The following is a 20,123-nucleotide window of genomic DNA, read 5'->3' on the forward strand; positions in this document are numbered from 1 at the left end:
GGGAGTACAATACCGGCAAGTATGTTCAAATAATCGTTTTCCATACTGCAAAATAAAGGTTTGTTCTTCAAACTAACAAATTTATCCCCATTAAATTTCTACTGAGCCCCCAATGCGTGCATTCGTATCTGGCTCTCGCCATTCTGTGAAATCAAAATACACACAAAGAATCACAAAAAAACACTGATGTTCATCTTATAGACTACTTATCAGTGCTTTGTGATTCTTTGAGATCCTTTTAGAATCCTTTCGGTGGAGCTGGAGAGATTCGAACTCTCGTCCAAACGAGGAACTAATCTGCTTTCTACATGTTTATCTTCGCCTTCGATTGTCGGGAACAAGCAAGACCGAAGCCACCCACTTGAACCGTATCCTCTAAAACTTCGCCTAACGCCCGAGGCGTGCTTTAGGCTATCTCCGATATTGCTGCACCACCTATTCGGAACGCTTCGGAGCCACAGCATCCGGGTGATGTCTCGTCCCCGCAACTTTTGCAGGGATTAAGCTCTAATCTACTATGCTTCGATTAAGCAGCGAGAGCGTAGTTGTTTTCGCCAGTTAATTGTTCGCCGTCTGAGATTAAAGTGCAAGCCGACCACGCACTACATGCTTACAAACCACTTCTACCCGCTGTCAAAACCGGTCAGCCCCGTGGTTTCCTTTTGCGCGGCAAAGTTACATATTCTTTTGCAAGATATCAATAGAAAAGGCAGACAAAATTGCCTGCCCCTTCCTCTTTTTATTATTCATGCCATTTACAACGCGTTTCAATTTGTATTGCTATTTAACAATCAATAATGACTCCCATCGGATCCAACAATACCTATAGTGATGCGCCAACCATCATTCTCAGAAAGTCTAGACTGGCAATCGATAGAATAACTTCTTGATCCAGAAAATTCACCTATGGCTGAATCTTGGAATTCATCAAGTATAACGTTGTCTTCTTTTATTGTCACAATGTATACAATATGTGGCAATGAGAGGGAACCGCTATATACCCAGTTTACTTTAAAGTTGACTCGATCAATGTAACCATCATTATTCATATCAACCGTTTCTTTATTAGAAATAGTATATTTGACATAATTGTCTGAATTCAGCGTAACAGAAGTGCAATCAGTGGTTTCACTCTCAACATCACGTGCAAATAAATTACCCGCGAATAACATTGCTATTGATAATAATATCCACTTTTTCATATCCTATTTTGTTATTTGTGAGGGGTACACTTTGAATGCACCCCCTCTATTTACTTATAATGCATCTCCATTCGTATTCACCGCAGTTTCCGTTCTGCCAGACCACCATACAGGAGTTGTATGATTGTTCTTATAGGCAACTTCAGCAAAGTTTTCGGGGTTCATCGTAGCCTCATCATCTGGATATGGGAAACGATCCATGAATACGACATTTGGCATAGGTGTCATTGGTAATCTACCAAAGTCTTTATACAAACGACGTGCTTCATTATAAATCTCATAAGGATTCATAATATTCATATCAACCATCTTTTGGTTGAAGATATACTGTATTTTATCCAATGTACTCAATGAGTTGAACTGTTCGGCTGCGTAATCACAATAATCGGACAAATGCGTTTCGTCTAAAGCCGGTGCCGTTGCGCTTTCTTTCAAATATTGTAACGGAGGAGTCGTTGAATTGCTATATCCATTCGTCATATTCGTTTCATAATAGAAACGCGTGGAAATGTCAATCGCCTGCTTGATATGTTCAGCAGGGTCAATATCACTAAACTCCCCTGGCCAACGAACGGCCGCTTCTGCTAACAACAAATGTACTTCCGTAGCATGAATTACCGGGAATTTCATATCAAAATTGAAGTACGTCTTACGGTTATACTGAGTCACCAAACGTGTTTCAGCCCATGAAGATGTTTCTGCATCCAAGTAATTGAACATATCATAGATTTCCTGATCCGTATAATAATCATGCAAACGTACGGTATCTGCCATGTGGACGGGCAAACCAATGTAACGGTTGTGTACGTCCGGCTGGAACATGGCATACAAGCGTGGGTCGAAATCATGACGGTCCGGAGAAATTCCATTTTCGTCTCCCGGTTGGTATTCGTAATTCAAGATATCACGGATGATAGTTTCCGGTGCAATACAATCGTTTCCACGTTCTTCGATGCCACGGAAGAATGTAACTTCGAATGCATGTGTCTTATCTTGCTCTTCGAAGCCTACATTCTGGTCATATGTCAATATCAAACGTCCATCATTTATTATTTCACGAATTGTAGAAATTGCTTCGTCCGGTTTTACATGGCAAAGACGCATAGCCATACGCAAACGGAGCGAATTGGCAAACCGAATCCATTGGTCAATACTTCCATTACATAACACGTCAGCTGCATTAAATTGAATTTGGTCGACATCTGATGCAAATGTGAAATTACTCAAGCCATCTACAGCCTCTTTCAGTTTGGCCATGATATCCGCATAGATTTCTTCTTGCGTATCATATCCTACATAAAACTCACCAGAGAAAGCACTACCTGTATCAAAATAAGGAATATCATCGTACATATCAGTAGAACGTTGGAATGCATAACCACGCACGATATTGCTACAATATACATACACGGCTTTCTCGGCCTTCTCCTCATCCGTCATCTCATTGTAAAGCAATTGCATGGCATAGTAATTTTTACTATACTCTACATTTGTCTTATTAAAGATAAGCGGATAGAATGTCGTCCCAGACCATCCTGTCCAAGGTTGGAAAATCGTACTATTCTGACTGGCATCCAAGAGATCCGGCCTCATGGAAACACCCAACATACGAGTAAAATTTACCATATAGTGATAAACAGGTCCGTATTCATAACGGAACAAATGCGTTTGCGTCAGTAATCCAGCAAAAAGTAACTCGTATTGAGGTGTCGTCACTTGATCCGGATCGTAAAATTCCTCTCGCAAATTGTCGGCACACGAGGTAATAGAACCTGTGGTCATAGCACCTATCAACAGGGCTGCTATATATTTTGTTATTTTTTTCATTTTAAAATCGGATTAAATTAGAATGATACATTAAGACCGATACCGAAACTCCGAATACCCGGCGTAATCGTCTGTTCTGTAAATGAGTTTGTACCCAAAGTAGATTCCGGAGTCACATTCGGAATATCTTTGTAGATATAGCACAAATTGTTGGCAAATAAATTAATACGAGCATATTGAACTTTGAACTTATTAATGAAGCTCTTCGGCAAATTATAGCTCAAAGAGAGCGAACGCAAACTAATGTAGTCGCTCTTGTAGATTTGGTCTTCACACAAATCGCTACCGCTTTGCCAATACAAGTTCTGATAATATTGTTCAGCTGTAATCAACATTGTATTTTTTTCGCCTGTTTCCGTCACACCTTCCGTAATCACACCATCATGTAAAATGAATGGATAATAAGAATCTGCCGGAACTGCTGCATCATGGCTGTCCAATAATATTCTTTCACCATCATTGTTCATGTAATAGGGCAGACCTCCATGCGCCTCGTCACGGTATTTTAATGATTCTACGCCCGAACCATTACCCAACAAATACATATTAGTTTGTGAAACCATTGTAGCACCAAACTGGAAATCGAATACGGCACTCAACGTAAAGTCTTTATATCGTAAACTTGTTGTAAGACCTCCGATGATATCCGGTGTCACTTTACCTACTTTTTTATACTGTGTCTGGTCAAATTCCCATACGCCTGTACCTTGATTGACTATACGGTTACCTTGGTCATCTGTCCGATAAGGACGTACCCAAACTTCACCATATTCACCGCCAACCGGTGCCATAATCGTAGCACCTGTTCCTCCCCACAACGATACGCGGTCAAGTCCTCTGGATAATTCATTAATTTTGGTCGAATAGTTCGACAAGTTGAAACCTAATTCCCATTTCCAGTCTTTATTTTCGTATGGGACAGTATTCACAGAAAGTTCAACACCATTCTGTTCGATATCGCCCGCATTAATATTAGCACTGCTAACACCAGAAGAAACGGGCACATCCAAAGATATAATTTGATTGTAGGTATTATTATGGAAATAAGAGAAATCTACACTAATACGATTTCCCGGTAAGAAAGATGCTTCCAAACCAATTTCGTATTCACGCTTACGCTCCGGTTCCAAATTAGGTTCTGGAAATCCAATACCTGTAAAGTTTGCCGGTGGGAGCGTAGAACCGATATTCATAGTAGGAGCACCGCCATACGAATCTACAGAGAAATCTACTGTACCGAAATATCGAGGACCTGGACGGCCTACGTCTGCCCACGAACCACGCAACTTACCGAAAGTCATGAACGGAATATCAAATGTCTCTGTGAAAATCCACGATGCACTGACACCCGGATAGAAGTAATGGTTATTTTCCGGAGGCAAGATAGACGACCAGTCGTTACGAGCCTGAAATTCTACATAAAGTTGGTCTGCATAAGCAATCTGAGCTGAACCAAAGACGCTCAACAAAAGGTCTTTTCCACGACTACGTTCTCCACGTGGACCAAAATCCTCTGTCGTATTGTTCAACGAGAACCAGTTTTCCATAGCAAATGTCTGCATCACGTATTGATTTTGGTCTTCCATCGTATTACGTTTTACCGCACCACCGACCATTACACTCAAATCCCACACGTCATTGAACGTTTGGTTATAATTGAACGTTGTTTGTCCGTATAATGTCATGTTTCGGATACTTTGGATACCGTAATATCCTTGTTGACTTTCCTGCGACAATGGCTCTTGTACGCGTTGTTTTACTTCGTGGTCTACAATCGTCCAGTCAATACCACCTAACGAGTTCCATGAAAATTTATCATTGAAAGTCACATCTAAATTAGCAGATTGTATTAAGTGGTTTCGAGTATATTCATTTTCGTCCATTAACTGAGACCAATAATAATCTCCCAAATATTGCGTTGCACGGTAACGAGAAGACATCGAATGGTCTAAAGCAAATCGGTTATATCCATCCTCTGTTACCAATTCATCTCGAATCACATTCACATCTAATTCACGCGGAATACCATACGTTACCATATCGCCTATTTGATAAGGAGCATTATGGTCTTTCGTATTGGTGTATTGTGTATTGACTTTCACCTTTACATAATCGTTCGCTTTAAAATCTCCGGCAAAGTTGAAAGAATGCGAATCATTGTCTGCACCCACTGAAGTAGCCGCATAATCACGATAATTATATGACAGACGGAAACTTCCTAAATCACCACTATTACTCAATGCGAAGTTTACATTGGATTGATGTCCTGTACGGAACAAGTCTGTCAGGTTGTTGGGTTTTGCTGAATAAGAACGATACGTATCATCAAACCACAACAACTGGCGTCCATCCAAACGTGGACCGAAGTTAGCTGATGCTCCGCGCCACAACGATTCTACCATTTGACCCGTCTGCGGATCCTGCATCATATAGAAACCATCTGCCGAAATATTCGACACGCGCGCTGTACCAGCACTAGAACCTGAACCATATTCATTTTGATATTCTGGATAGTATGCCGACATGTTCCATTGATAGTTCACACCAAAATCGATGCCTAATCCTTTCCTTGAACCTGTTTTTGTGGTAATCAACATAACACCGTTGGCACCTTCTGAACCGTAAAGCACGGCAGCTTTCGCACCTTTCAAAATTTCAATAGAAGCGATATCTTCCGGGTTAATATCGTTGATACCCGTACCATGGTCACCCCCGTCGCGGCTGTTTGTTGAGATTCCTGTGTTTTCATCGTGGATAGGAATACCATCAACCACAATCAACGGACGAGTAGAAGCATCTGCATTCAAAGTAGCCGCATTACGTACCTTGATGTTCATACCTCCCGAAGGACCACCGGCAGTTGTTTGTAATTGCAGACCGGAAGTTTTGCCATAAAGGGCTTGCATAGCGTTCATTGGAGTACCGGCTTCCGTCAATTCATCTCCTTTTACGCTACTGACGGAATAACCCAACGCTTTCTTTTCGCGTTTGATACCCAACGCCGTCACCACCACTTCCTCCAGCTGTTCCGAATCTTCGGCCATGCTGACATTGATCGTGGCTTGCCCCGTATAGGGGATTTCCTGCGTCTTGTATCCCACATAGGAGATTTCAATGACGTCGCCGTTCTTAACTCCCTCGAGGGTGAACTTACCGTCCATGTCGGTAATATTTCCATTGGTGGTACCTTTAATAATGACGGACGCTCCGATGACCGGACCATAGGCATCCGTTACCGTACCTGTCACTTTCCCGTCCTGCTGTGCATGGAGGGCGCTCGGGTTTGCTGGGGCTATTTCCGCATACATGTTGCCTGTCAGGCTTAACGCGGTAGCCACCAAAAGCAAACAAACAGAATTACTTTTTTTGCTTGGCATAAATGTTCAGTTTATGTTATTATAAAATGTGTTTTCTTCTTTTTAGCTTTCCATGGAACAGGTGCCAGCTCCTCGCTATACAAGTGTTTTTCTGGAAAATACCCTTCTGCCTTTTGACGTAGTCTTAGCAAGACTACGTCGTCTTTACGCATCTTTAGCAAAAGAACGCTGCAAAATTAATAAGTCTTTATCGAAAATGCAATATACATTAACCTAAAAAATATGCCGTAAGTGCATTTTTTGCTTCGAGCCTTTTTAAATTAAGCCTTCTTGCGCTTTGGAAAAGGTGGAAAAACGTACTTGGTCGGAGAAAGATATCGTAGTCTTGCTAAGACTATTCAAAAAATGCTTTTGTTGATTTGCCAAAATAGTGGGAAAGTATTTCCTACATATAGGGAGCTGAATCGAAATCGTGGGAAAGCATATCCTGCATGTAGGAAGAGGAATCAAAATAGTAGGAAAACATTTTCCACGCATAGGGAGAGGAATCGAAATCGTGGGAAAGTATTTCCTACATGCAGGAAGATGAATCGAAATCGTGGGAAAATATTTCCTGCGCATAGGGAGAGGAATTAAAATCGTGGGAAAGTATTTCCTGCGCATAGGAAATGGAATCAAAATAGTGGGAAAGCTTGTGGAAAAGTGAAAATAGCGTGCTGAAAGAGTTTTCAAACTTGCCGGGAGATTTGCAAAACATAGGCATGTTCCGCTTCGACTATGCCGGAGAGTTTCCCGCGGGAGACCAGGAAAGGGGTGCCATGCACGGCGTCGGTATAATGCCCGTCGAGGAGTGAAGTCGGGAGAGAAATGGGGTGGCGTTCGCCCAAATTGACCAACGCTACGCCCCGTGAACCGCGTGCCACCTCCGCCACACTTCCATCGGGAGAGAAAAAGAGCGATTCGCGCTCGCCACGCATCGCTTGGCGGAAACGATTGGCGGCCACGACCTCCGGATGGAAGAAATTATCGTTCCCGCGCTCCCCTATCCGATTGTTCCCCCACCGATTGCCGGGTGCCGACCCCGCCGGACGGTTGAAGAAAAGCGGGACACCCGAAGCTCGTGCCGCAAGGAACGTCCATCCGCACCGGATTTGGGCATCGGTCAGATGGGCAGACTCGCCCTCATTACAATAGGTATCGTGGCTCTCGACCCAAGTAACCAATTGTTTGGGATTTGCCTTATGATGCCACGACTTAAGGTCTTCGCACCGGAAATCTTTCGCCTCCAACACATGCCGCAAGCAACCACCGTAGGTGCTGGCCGTCACGCCGATATATTGGGCATACTCCCGTTCTTTCGTGTTCTTGTCTTGCAAAACTTCGCCATAAATAAACAATTCCTGCTTCTTGGCCAACGAGAGTCCGTAGACCGATTCGCGCCCGGTCATGACAGGCCAGAAATTGTTCCGCCTTGCTTTGGCATCTTTCGGGTCGGACGGGAGGCCGATGTGTTTCGCCGTGTCGTACCGGAAACCACCGGCTCCAAGGGCAATCAGTTCGTTGATATAAGTAAGGAAATAATGCTGGAAGAGAGGATTTTCGGTATTTACGTCGGGCAGACCGCCCACGGCGCCCGTGGTACATTGATAACGGTCGTTATAATCTTCAATGAGGTTCAATCCGTTGGCATGATAGAGCTTGTCATCGCCTCCGACCGCATCGATAAAGACGCGCGAAACGGCCGTCCGCTCGAAAGCCGTATGGTTGGGCAATACGTCGACCAATACCCTGATGCCATATCGCGCTGCCTCCTTCGCCATGCGGGCAAAGGCTTGCTTCGTACCCATTTGGTAATTCCCAATCGTCCAGTCTGTGGGTTGATAATGATAATACCATTTTCCCTTTCCGTAGATATCCATCCCCCCCGATTCGCCCACGAAACAACGATTAGCAGGAGATGTTTGCACCATCGTAAATCCCGCCTCGGCAATCTCCGGCAAATGCTTGCGGATGGTATCGAACGACCAGCAAAAGGCGTGCAAAATCGTCCCATCTTGTCCTTCACGCGGCAAGGTGACGGGTTTCCAGAAAGGGAAAAGTGAACTGAACCAAGACATCATCCTCAAGGCTGAAAAGTGATAGACACTCCTTTTGCTTGCGCTTTATCCATCAAGGTGCGGGAAGAAACCTCGACGCGCCCTTGCACAAACTCCGGTATGTTGTACGATTGCATGAACTCTACGTAAAAATCACGTGTCGGTTGCGGAAGGACAAAAGGTTTCGAAGCCACTCCCTCTTCCGAGATATGCGCTAAATAAGGACGGGTATACAACCCATCGCCTCGCCTGCTACTGAACACAATCCACCTTCCATTGCTACTCCACGCATGATAACTTTCTACATCGGGACTATTCACCTCCGTGAGGTTCCGGTTCTTACCCGTCTGCAAATCGAGCAAATACAAATCCGCTTCTTTATGCCAGATGGAAAAATTACCATAATCGAACAACGTATAGAGCAAAAAACGTCCATCAGGAGATACGCGCGGGAAAGAAACACTCCGCCCCCCGCGCAAAGCGGAATAAAGCGTATCGACTTCCGTTCCGAACGTACGCGTATCCGCATCGAACGAAACGGAGCAAAGGCTATATTTTACTTTTCGAAACTCCCGGGGCATCTCCTGAGCCTCGGCCGTGCAGAAGTAAAGCTGCTTTCCATCTGCAGAGAAAGTAGGAAACGTTTCGAAGGCTTGTTTCGAGAAGAGGGCAGGCGAAGTCACCAGCTCATGTCGTTCACTATCATAGACTACGACATCCGATTCCATATCATATACCTCGATGCGGTTCGGGTCGTTCGGATGGAAAAATTGGCGGGTGGTATTGGTCGAGAAAGCCACAAATCGTCCGCCTGGATGCCAAGAAGGATAGACGAGATCGGAAATGGTCTCCGGCGTCTTCGTATCGAGCTTCTCTACTTCCTTACCCCGGACGAGATAGGTGCCTCCGAACTTCTGGCGCATGTGGAAAAGGAAAAGATCCGGACGCCGATTACAAAACGAATGACAATTCATGCAATTCTCGCCCGTCTGGTAATTCTCCACAATGGGTGTCTCTTCAAACGAGGACAAATCGCGTTGGTAAATACCCAAATGATTCCAGAGTTCATATCCAGGAGCAATCCGTCTATACGCTAAATACCCGTCGATCGAATCCGGCGAAACATACCATTCGAAAGGACGATAGGCATGCCATTCGCCCGCTTTCCGCACGACAACCTCGACCTGAATCGATTCACCTACGGATGTTTCCAAGAGTTTTCGCCATTTAGCCAAGGGAATTGAGAAGGTATTCGCCCGATAAGGTACCTCGAAACTTTGCTCGCCGGAAGAAAAACGGGCTACAGCCTCTTCCACCTCCTCTTGCAAACCAAAACAGAGCGGTGCTATGCGTGGAGGAATCGTTACTTCCTCATAATCAGGCCATATGGATGGATATGCATCTATTTGCTTATCGATTTTCGGAAAGTGGCCTGTGCACGCTCCTAAACATAACCATGCCATACAAAAAACATAGGCATAAATGGATTTTTTTATCGTTATATTTCTTTCCATTTTCAATTGAACATTACATAAAACCAATACGTCTCGCCATACGAACGACGGAGTAAATTCGCCGCACTTCCGCTTCCCCGATTAGCCAATATCTGACGTTTAAAGTCTTTATAACGAGCGACCACCTCCGGATGCACGCCATACGCATTCCACTTCGTACTATCGTTTTCGAAAGCCACGATAAGCGCTTCCTGGTAACGTACCGGAAGCGTAGGCAACGCATGGGTACCTCGGTATTCATCCATCAGGGAGACGAACCGCCCCATGTCCTTGGCCAAAAGGAAATAACCCGCCAAATATTGGAAAGCCGTTTGTGCTTTTTCCGGATTAGCCTGAATCGGATTGATAAGTGCCATCACAAATTCATTTCCAGAGGTTATCATCTGCGAAGTATCTGCAGGCGAAGGCAAAAGGGCACGCCTTAATCCTAACTCCGCATCGGCCTCTACTTTTTCGTCATTATAGAGGAAAGGACGTTGCGCTTCGGCCCATTCGCGATATACGGGCGATTGTTCCAAAAGACGTAAATATTTATCGGCCACTGGATAAGCCCCCAAAATAAGATTCGTCTTCACCAGACGTTGAATCATCCGTACGTTATGACTCCCATGAGCCGATACATCACCCTCGAACGCCATCCGTTGCGAAAGAGATGTATTGCCGCACGTATAAAAAAGATCGCTCAAGAGAACAGACAACGCCTCCGTACGATTCCAAGGTACGCCCAACCCCTTCTCCGAACGAATATCAAAACAGAAAAGATCGTCCGCCAACCGTCCCTCTTCAGCTAACGCCCGGCTAAGGAGCGTCATATAGAGGTAATTTGTCAAACGTCCCTCACAATCTTGGATGATTTTATCCCATTGTTCCGTACGCGAATAATAGTCCAATTTCATATATGCCAATGTTTTCCAATCGCCATATTTGCTTACGCCCCAATAGGCAATCCAGATGAGGAGAAGGCATTCCGTTATCCATACACTCGTCCGCTTCCATCCTTTCAGCATCCAATTCCACTTTCCTACTAAACAACCCAAGAGAGTTAAAACCAATACCATCCACCAGGCCGCATACACCACAGAAGGCACATCGAGCTTCGGCATATAATAACGTATCGGCAGGAAAGAATCTCCAAACGAATTCGACCAACCCATCCGATAAAATCCATACCCTATCGCTAACGCGATGAAAAGATAAACAAACGAAATGCGCCATTCGCCTCTTCCCTTTTGCCCTATTTCATAAAAGAAGAGCATGACGGCAAGCGGAGCAAAAGCAGCACCTCCCATCCAACTCAATAATCCGATGCACAACACGCCAACCAACACGCGCCCTACCCAAGGTTTCACATACGTATAACCCCATGCCATACCAACACAAAGGAGATATGCCATATTCCCCGCCTCGTTATAGTTGAAATCCAACGATGCCCAACATAATGCCAAGGCAGGCAACCATCCCCCAAAAGCTACATAACCAGAACCGGAAACACGCCTCAACCAAGCCCCCGTAAGGCAAGCGGAAGCAAACACTATAAAGGCCACTATCAAAGCACCCAAGTAAGGATAAGCAAAGAATTGCACCCACGCTTCCGCGCACCATTCGCATACACCGCCCATCTTACTCGCCTTTTCTATCCAATAAGCTTTTGATAGTAAAAATAACTGGCTCTGTTCAACGTAAAAGAAATAGTACGCGAAATAGCTTTGCAAAAAAGCCCATATCGCAAGCCCCAACAATCCAGAAAAGATGTAAAACTGCTTTCTCATTACCCGTTCGGATTTATTTCTTAAAAACCAAATACACCGCTGCCACCAGGAAAAGGAAAGCCAGCGCGTGGTTCCACTTCAGCGTTTCTCCTTTGAAGGCTAACGAGCTGAAAACGACAAAAACGACCAACGTAATGACTTCTTGGATGACTTTCAATTGGATTAGGCTGAACGGTCCTCCATTATCCCGAAATCCCAACCGATTAGCCGGTACCTGGAAACAGTATTCAAAAAAAGCCAATACCCAACTAAATACAATCACCCCTATCAAAGGCAGATGTTCGAACCAACTGAATTGTTGCTTTAACTTCAGATGCCCATACCAGGCACAGGTCATGAAGATATTCGATACAATTAACATCAGTATCGTGTAAAATCCTTGTTGCATGCTATACTTCTTTTTTTACATTTGTACTTCCTGAGGCAAATATTCCGTCTGAACATTCGTCATACTATTCCACAGACTATGGCGTACATCCGGCTGGATAGTTTCCAGTTCGCGAAAAATTCGTTTGATAGATGACCGGCTTGACAGATTCTCGTAAGGGCAATTTTTTACCTGTTTCTGATAATGTTGAAGTTGGGCAAGAGACACCAATTCCGCTTCTGAAATAAGACAAAGCGGACGAATAATCTCCATATCAAACTTCTTCATCCGTAACTTGGGAGGCATCGTGCCGAACGAACCTTGGTGAGTGAGATTCAAAAGCAGCGTCTCCAATATATCATCTTGATGATGCCCTAAGGCAATCTTACGGCATTCCATTCTTTTCGCGATTTCAAAAAGTGCTTTTCGTCGCATCCACGAACAAAGGAAACAGGGCGTACGGCGGGTATCGGTCGATGGATCGAATTCCGTCTCCTCTACTATCAGCGGAATGTTATATGCTTCACACGCCGTTCTAAGATAGGTTTCGTCCACCTCGTAAGGAATGTTGCGCATCCGCACATGCGCCGCCACGAGTGTAAACTTCGGGCGATAAATACGCGCACGCCGCCCCAGCAATTCCATCAATGCAAGCGAGTCCTTACCTCCAGACAGGCCAATCAACACCTTGTCGCCATCCGCAATCAATCCATACATACGCAATGCCCGGACAACCTTCCCATCTAACCGTCTAAACAACTCCTCTTCCGTCTTCTTTGCCATATCCATTTGAAATAATGGCGCAAAATTACGAATTATGAATTGAAAAAGGAAAGAGGCGGATTGAAAATTACACGACCTTGCCCTCATGGTTTGCTCCGTTCCGTTCTCATTCCTCTCATTGATGCCTATGAACGTTTCCGTTTATAACTATAATCGTTCGCGTTTATAACTATAATCGTTCGCGTTTATAACTATAATCGTTTTCGTTTATAACTATGTTTGCTTTCAATCCTAACCATCCCCAAAGAGGCAGAAAGGCACGGAGTTCTTACCTTATCGCTTCTCCGTGCCCTCTTTTACCCTACTCTTAATCCGTAATCACCGAAAATTCAGCAATACCAGTTTGCTTCACATCGTCTACGTTACGAACAGAGACGAATTTCAGTTCTTTACCTTTTACCGGAGCAAAGCGGATTTCTTGCTCTATCGGGTTGGCCTTAATATTCGAGAACTCACCACTAGCCACTTGCTTACCATCTACATAGAAACGATAACTCGAAATAATGCCTGATGCCCACCGGTTTTGATCAGGTGTATAATGGAATCCGGAGATAGTCTGCGGTTCCGTCAGATGAATCGTCAGCTCGCGCGTTCCTTCCGGCAAATAATAAACCGTATAGCCATTGCCATCGAAAAGAACTTGTGCCTTCTGGTCGGCTACTTGGTAAGAAGTGTTCGAAATGTCAAAGCGAGCAGTCTTCACAGGACTGTACTTATCGAAAGTCGCATCGTAGGCCACGGCCTTTACAGTGCCCTTTTGGTTCAAGACGAAGGGTTGCTCGTAACGGGTAGAAGTTTTCGTAGGTTCAGTACCATCAAGTGTATAATAGATTTCCGAACCTTGGTCTCCTGCCTGAATAAGAACTTCATCTTTCTCATTACGTGTAATTTGTGGTTCCGTCAACAAGGCCGGAGCCAAGAAGGCTTCTACATTATTAATACAAAGCGGACCACGGGCATCGAGGAAATTCACCCGTAATTTTTCAGCATGAACCGTTTGGAAACGGACGATACGTTTATACCCGACTGTGGTCGTTGAATCAACCGGTTGCACCGGTTTCCATTGCCCGTCTTGCTGGTATTCAATCGTAAACGAACGAACGCGCTGACCCAGTGGAATGTATTCCTGTATCAACACGCGGTTCACATCCGTCGCGCCCGGAAGCGTAAAGGTAAGTGTACCTTTCACGACGCCATCCTCTGTAGCCCAATAGGTATCCCAATCGCCATCCGTCACTTTCGAAGCCGAAAAGTTTCGCCCACGCGTATTGTCAGCTTCCACATAAGCTCCAGCCAAAAGATTCGTCTTCAAATCGTTTTGAATAGTCTGATACCACTCTATGGCACGGATAGAATCGCTCGGTGCAATTTTTCCATTCAATGCCACTGGGAAATTGAGTAAGAAATTCGCATTATGCCCCACACTCCGGTAATATAAATCAACCAAATGCGGAAGCGACTTTAACAGATGGTCTTCCCGTTTATGATAAAACCAACCTGGACGAATCGAGACATCGCATTCGCCTCCCAACCATTTCTTTCCGTTCTCGTCGCCATAAACGCTATTACGGTAATCGCCTACGGCAGGCTCTGTATCAAAGAGGCTCCATTGCGTCGCGCCAGCCCATCCTTCTTCGTTTCCAATCCAACGAATATCGGGTACTGTCCCGCCGAAAATCATGGCCTGCGGATGTTTCGCCTTTATCTTTTCGCGCGCCTCTTCATATTTATAATAGGTCTTGGCGTCGATGGAGCGCGTCTCGCGGGCGCCGCCATAATAACCATCGCCTCCATTCGCGCCATCGAACCAATATTCAAACAACGGCCCGTAGTTGCTAATCAACTCTTCCATCTGGGCATGAAACTTGTCCACATAACCCGGCTCACCATAATTCGCGCTATTGCGATCCCATGGAGAGAGGTAAATACCAAATTTCAATCCATATTTATGGCAAGCATCCGAAAGGTCGCGTACCATGTCGCCCTTTCCATCTTTCCAAGGTGAATTCTTCACCGAATATTCCGTCGTAGCCGTAGGCCAGAGGCAAAAGCCGTCGTGGTGTTTCGCCGTGAGGATAACGCCTTTCAGTCCGGCCGCCTTAATCGTACGAACCCATTGCTCGCAATCAAGATCGGTCGGGTTGAACGTCGAAGCCGGCGTGTCGCCATACCCCCACTCCAAATCGTTGAACGTATTCAACCCGAAATGTACAAACGCATACGTTTCCAGCTTATGCCATTCCACCTGCTCGGGAGTAGGCACGGGCAAAACCGGAGCGGGAGCCTCTGCCTCTTGGCAAGAAGTCAAACCGAACGCAGCCAAACAGGCTCCCGAAAGCAACAAATAATGAATCGATTTCATACCAATTGTATTTATTTAGAATTATTTCCACAAATATACGGATAATGCGCGAAGATAAAACCAACCTGCGGACTAAAAATTTCTCTTCTTCCGCAAGATACCGGTTTCAAGCGAAAACAAAGCACGTGAACAGGAAAAAGGGAGCCTCCGTCGCCGGGAAATTTTCCGACATGTCGGAATCATTCGCCACGTCGTCGGGAGACTTTCTGACATGTCGGAATCGTTCGCCACGTCGCCGGGAGACTTTCTGACATGTCGGAATCATTCGCCGCGTCGTCGGGAAACTTTCCGACATGTCGGAATCGTTCGCCACGTCGCCGGGAGACTTTCCGACATGTCGGAATCATTTGCCGCGTCGTCGGGAAGGAGGCGTGTCGAAATAGAAAATGCACCCCAAAAGTTAGACACAAAACTTTTTGGGGTGCACTTCACTTTATTTTTCAGCAGGATATTCAATGCAATTTTGCCAATGCTTCCCGGATGCGACGCATGGCTTCCACGATATTCTCGTCGGAAGTAGCATAACTCATGCGGATACATTCCGGAGCGCCAAAAGCGGCACCGCCTACGCAAGCTACATGGCCCACTTCGAGCAAATACATCGCCAAATCAGCGGCATTTCCAATCGTCCGCTTACCGTCCGTCTTGCCAAAATAAGAGCTGCATTTCGGGAAAAGATAAAAGGCGCCCTGAGGAATATTCACTTCGAATCCCGGAATTTCCTTTGCTAACCCCACAATCAAATCGCGGCGGCGTTGGAACGCCTGGCGCATCTCCTCGACGGGTACTTGCGTACCGGTGTAAGCTGCCTCGGCCGCCTTTTGCGAAACAGAGCATGGACCGGACGTATATTGTCCTTGGAGTTTGTTCACCGCCTTCACAATCCATTCCGGACCCGCAATGAAACCAATACGCCAACCCGTCATTGCATACGCCTTCGAAACTCCATTAACAATCACCACGCGATCACGGATTTCGGGAAATTGCGCGATACTTTCGTGCTTACCCATATAATTGATGTGTTCGTAAATCTCGTCGGCTATAACATATACCTGCGGATACTTGGCCAATACAGCAGCTAATCCAGCCAATTCCTCGCGACTATAGACCGACCCCGTCGGGTTCGAAGGCGAACAAAGAATCAACAGCTTCGTTTTAGGCGTAATAGCTGCCTCCAACTGCGCCGGCGTGATCTTGAAATCCTGCTCGATACCGGCCGGAATCGTCACGGGGACACCATCTGCCAACTTCGCCATCTCCGGATAACTCACCCAATAGGGTGCGGGAATAATGACTTCGTCTCCTGGATTCACCAACGCCATAATCGTATTGCAAACCGATTGCTTGGCGCCATTGGCACATGAGATTTGCGCTGCGGTGTACTCCAATCCGTTTTCATTCTTCAGTTTAGCAACAATCGCATTCCGGAGCGCCGGATAACCCGGCACAGGTGAATATTTCGAATAATTCTCGTCGATAGCCTTCTTGGCTGCCTCTTTGATATGTGCCGGCGTGTTGAAATCCGGTTCGCCGACGCTGAGGTTAATTACGTCGATGCCTTGCGCTTTCAGTTCGCTACTTTTCTGAGACATCGCCAGTGTCTCCGACGGAGAGAGTCTCCTTAATCTTTCAGATGTTTGCATGATGTATTAGTTTTATGTATTCATTCTTATTTCACATTGTGTAACGTATGTCCCATCCGCTCCTTCTTCGTATGCAGATAAAACTCATTGTATGGATTCGGAGTAACTTCAATGGGCACATTCTCGACTACAGAAAGGCCATAAGCTTCCAAACCGACCCGTTTCACGGGATTATTCGTCATCAAACGCATCTTTGTGATTCCAATGTGTTGAAGGATCTGAGCACCCACACCATAATCACGTTCGTCGGCCTGATGCCCAAGACAGATATTCGCATCAATCGTATCCATACCATTCTCTTGCAGCTTATAAGCTCGCATCTTTTCCATAAGGCCAATGCCGCGTCCTTCCTGGTTCAGGTAAATCACCGCACCGCGCCCCTCTTGTTCAATCATGCGCAAAGCTTCATGCAATTGTTCGCCACAATCACAACGCATGGAACCGAAAATATCACCCGTCATGCACGACGAATGCACACGCACCAAGACCGGTTCATCGCCTTTCACATTCCCTTTGATAATAGCTATATGCTCTAACCCATTGCTCTTCTGGCGGAACGGAATTAAACGGAAATGGCCATATTCTGTCGGTAAATCCACCTCTTCACCCTGCTCTACAATGGATTCTTGCTTTAAACGATAAGCAATCAAATCAGCAATAGAAATAAGCTTTAAGTCATATTCATCTGCAAACTTACGGAGTTCCGGAAGACGAGCCATCGTCCCATCCTCGCTCATGATTTCCATCAAAGCTGCAGCTGGATAAAGTCCGGCCAAACGACACATGTCCACGCAAGCCTCCGTATGTCCAGCACGACGCAACACGCCTTTTTCTTGAGCATAGAGCGGATTAATATGTCCCGGACGCCCAAAAGTTTCCGGTGTTGAAGCCGGATCCGCCAACGCACGAATCGTAGCTGCACGGTCAGCAGCCGAGACACCTGTCGTACATCCTTCCAATTTGTCGATCGTAACCGTAAATGGCGTTCCCAATACGGATGTATTATTCATCACTTGGTGAGGCAAGTTCAATTCCTCGCAACGTGAAATCGTAATAGGAGCGCACAAAACACCGCGTGCATGCTTCAGCATGAAATTAACCTTCTCGGGCGTAATCTTTTCAGCCGCAATGATTAAATCTCCTTCGTTCTCGCGGTCTTCGTCATCTACTACGATAATAAATTTCCCCTCGCGGAAATCTTCGATAGCCTCTTCTATCGTGTTTAATTTGTACTCGTTCATATCTTGTTTGTATTATTTATATGGTCTAGACTTTCATCCGACAAATGTAGTGAAAATATCACAGATTTAAGCTCTTCACTTACTTTTTGTACGGTGATTATATCTTGTCTCAACAATTTCCGCTGGTAAATAGCCAACAAATAAACCGGAATACCTACTGGCAAGAAAAGACCTATTGCTAATGCCACTTTCTGTCCGAGATCGGCATTCAACTGATGATAATTGCCGATAATAGGATAATCCATCAACTTGTTCAAAAGTAAATTCTGGTCGGAATTGGCTAATTCCTCAACAATACTTTCCATTTCCAGCGCAAGCGCCTCGGCCTCATGGTCTTTTCCTCCTGATTTCCAATATTGGATATAATTAATCCAACGGCGATGCTTCGTGATGTAATGTGCCGCATTCTGTGACAATTCCGTAAGACGAGGCACAATAGCGTCGTAATCTGGCGTATAGATAATGACTTCCTTCCGCTCAATTTTACGTCCCGGACGTTTGCCAATCAAATTCTTCAAAGCATTCAAATAGGTGTCGGCATTTAAAATCACAGAATCGTTAACAGCCTTATAAGTTAGAAAGATACCCAACGGCGTAAGCACGGCCGAACTCAACCACATGCCTTCCCATGCCGGCCAAATACCATCACGCGCCATCTTAAAACCGATATTATCAATAATATAATAAAAGATAAAAAGAAAGACCGATATCACCACCGGCATACCTAAACCTCCTTTGCGAATAATCGCTCCTAACGGTGCGCCAATGAAGAAAAACACCAAACAAGCAAACGAAAGAGTAAATTTCTTGTGCCATTCCGTCAAGTGACGTCTTACTTTGTTGGATTCATCTCCCACCGTAGAGGCTTTAAACACCAATTCCGCCCGGGTATTATCGATATTTCCTTTCGCTTTCGCCAGAATAGCCGATTGCTCTCCAGGCGTAAGAGCTTGGTAAAGACTATCAAAATTCAACGTAATCTTTTCGGCCAAAGGTACTAATGAATCAATCTTATTAACGGCTTGCGACTTTCCATCTATCTTTTCCCGCTGAACAAACTCCTGTCGGTAAGACTGGCGCATGACGAGCTTGGCATTCTCGTTCTTGACACTATCAAGACGGACGGTCATCGAATCGATAGAAGCTTGCAATGCCGCCAAGTTTTTCCCGACGTATTGGTTTTCCATAAAGGATTCGTCGCCCCGGCGGAAATTAGAATCGAACTCTATCAAGATGTCCTTCGTAGCAAACGACTCGCGCCGGTAAGGGACGGCCGATTTCATCTTCGATTGCTGCGATTGTTGCTTCAGGTTCTCAAATGATTCGCCATTGAAAAGGGAAAGAATCAGGTACAATTTGTCTTCCGATGTCTTCAAACGACCTGAATCAGCTACGATTACACGAGCATTGTTAAAACCTTCCGAGTAATCATAAATCATCATATCCTTTAGCAAACCGTTTTTCTCCTTCTCTTTCACATAGACACTATAGCCCGTAATCTCTTTATAAAAGGTACTTTCCGGGATATCCAGTTCGGGCGACTTCTGACGAATGGAATAAAATAACGTATAGAGCTTTACTTGAATGATAGGCATCGCATTGTTTTGGAAGAAAAACGCCCCCACAGAAATCAACCCAATCGTGACGATAAGCGGACGCATGATGCGTATCAACGAGACTCCCGCCGACTTCATCGCCAAAAGCTCCAACCGCTCTCCTAAATTACCAAACGTCATCAACGAAGCCAATAAGATGGCCAACGGAAGCGCCATAGGTACCAACGAAAGTGCTGCATACATGAACATCTCCGCCAAGACAGGGATACTCAACCCTTTACCTACCATATCGTCAATTGAACGCCAAAGGAATTGCATCAACACGATGAAAAGGCATATCCCAAAAGTCATGAAAAAAAGCGGCAGAAAGGTCTGCAGCATGAATGTATATAATCGTTTTATTCTAAACATTGCCTTCTTATTGTGGGGCAAAAGTAGTGCAAAAA

Annotated in this window: 12 protein-coding genes and 1 other RNA gene; all 13 read right to left on the minus strand. The window is 45.3% G+C overall.

The window, feature by feature from the left end:
- Nucleotides 1-250: 250 nt before the first annotated feature.
- The 13 genes from ssrA to B5F77_RS09360 all read right to left on the minus strand — a co-directional run bounded on the left by ssrA (nucleotide 251) and on the right by B5F77_RS09360 (nucleotide 20,088).
- Nucleotides 251-651: a transfer-messenger RNA gene (gene ssrA / locus B5F77_RS09300) on the minus strand.
- A gap of 140 nt (nucleotides 652-791) precedes the next feature.
- Nucleotides 792-1,202, minus strand: coding sequence for a hypothetical protein (locus B5F77_RS09305; RefSeq protein WP_140392861.1), 411 nt, complete (start codon nucleotides 1,200-1,202; stop codon nucleotides 792-794).
- 54 nt (nucleotides 1,203-1,256) lie between these two features.
- Nucleotides 1,257-3,029 (minus strand): SusD/RagB family nutrient-binding outer membrane lipoprotein, encoded by a 1,773-nt coding sequence (locus B5F77_RS09310; RefSeq protein WP_087330096.1) that lies wholly within the window; start codon nucleotides 3,027-3,029, stop codon nucleotides 1,257-1,259.
- A 17-nt stretch (nucleotides 3,030-3,046) separates the two neighbouring features.
- A complete protein-coding gene (locus B5F77_RS09315; protein WP_087330098.1) occupies nucleotides 3,047-6,406 on the minus strand; it encodes a SusC/RagA family TonB-linked outer membrane protein in 3,360 nt (1,119 codons plus the stop codon).
- 668 nt (nucleotides 6,407-7,074) lie between these two features.
- Nucleotides 7,075-8,466, minus strand: coding sequence for an alpha-amylase family protein (locus tag B5F77_RS09320; RefSeq protein WP_087330100.1), 1,392 nt, complete (start codon nucleotides 8,464-8,466; stop codon nucleotides 7,075-7,077).
- 2 nt (nucleotides 8,467-8,468) lie between these two features.
- Nucleotides 8,469-9,905, minus strand: coding sequence for a hypothetical protein (locus tag B5F77_RS09325; RefSeq protein ID WP_239446084.1), 1,437 nt, complete (start codon nucleotides 9,903-9,905; stop codon nucleotides 8,469-8,471).
- A 53-nt stretch (nucleotides 9,906-9,958) separates the two neighbouring features.
- Nucleotides 9,959-11,725, minus strand: a complete 1,767-nt coding sequence (locus tag B5F77_RS09330; protein ID WP_087330104.1) for a DUF6057 family protein — start codon at nucleotides 11,723-11,725, stop codon at nucleotides 9,959-9,961.
- A 13-nt stretch (nucleotides 11,726-11,738) separates the two neighbouring features.
- Nucleotides 11,739-12,113, minus strand: a complete 375-nt coding sequence (locus tag B5F77_RS09335) for a DMT family protein (RefSeq protein ID WP_087330106.1) — start codon at nucleotides 12,111-12,113, stop codon at nucleotides 11,739-11,741.
- Nucleotides 12,114-12,128: 15 nt separating this feature from the next.
- Complete coding sequence (locus B5F77_RS09340) at nucleotides 12,129-12,875, minus strand: ATP-binding protein (RefSeq protein ID WP_087330167.1); 747 nt, start codon at nucleotides 12,873-12,875, stop codon at nucleotides 12,129-12,131.
- A 307-nt stretch (nucleotides 12,876-13,182) separates the two neighbouring features.
- Nucleotides 13,183-15,237 (minus strand): alpha-L-fucosidase, encoded by a 2,055-nt coding sequence (locus tag B5F77_RS09345; protein WP_087330107.1) that lies wholly within the window; start codon nucleotides 15,235-15,237, stop codon nucleotides 13,183-13,185.
- Nucleotides 15,238-15,689: 452 nt separating this feature from the next.
- Nucleotides 15,690-16,883, minus strand: coding sequence for a pyridoxal phosphate-dependent aminotransferase (locus B5F77_RS09350; RefSeq protein ID WP_087330109.1), 1,194 nt, complete (start codon nucleotides 16,881-16,883; stop codon nucleotides 15,690-15,692).
- A 23-nt stretch (nucleotides 16,884-16,906) separates the two neighbouring features.
- Entirely contained in the window at nucleotides 16,907-18,121 is a 1,215-nt protein-coding gene (locus tag B5F77_RS09355) for a bifunctional 3,4-dihydroxy-2-butanone-4-phosphate synthase/GTP cyclohydrolase II (protein ID WP_087330111.1), read from the minus strand.
- The gene (locus B5F77_RS09360) at nucleotides 18,118-20,088 is read right to left on the minus strand and encodes an LptF/LptG family permease (RefSeq protein WP_239446119.1); all 1,971 of its coding nucleotides are present in this window, start codon (nucleotides 20,086-20,088) and stop codon (nucleotides 18,118-18,120) included. The genes B5F77_RS09355 and B5F77_RS09360 overlap by 4 nt, the downstream gene beginning before the upstream one ends.
- Between the last annotated feature and the right edge of the window lie 35 nt (nucleotides 20,089-20,123).

Origin of the sequence: Parabacteroides sp. An277 (genome assembly GCF_002159645.1) — a bacterium.
Classification (GTDB): domain Bacteria; phylum Bacteroidota; class Bacteroidia; order Bacteroidales; family Tannerellaceae; genus Parabacteroides.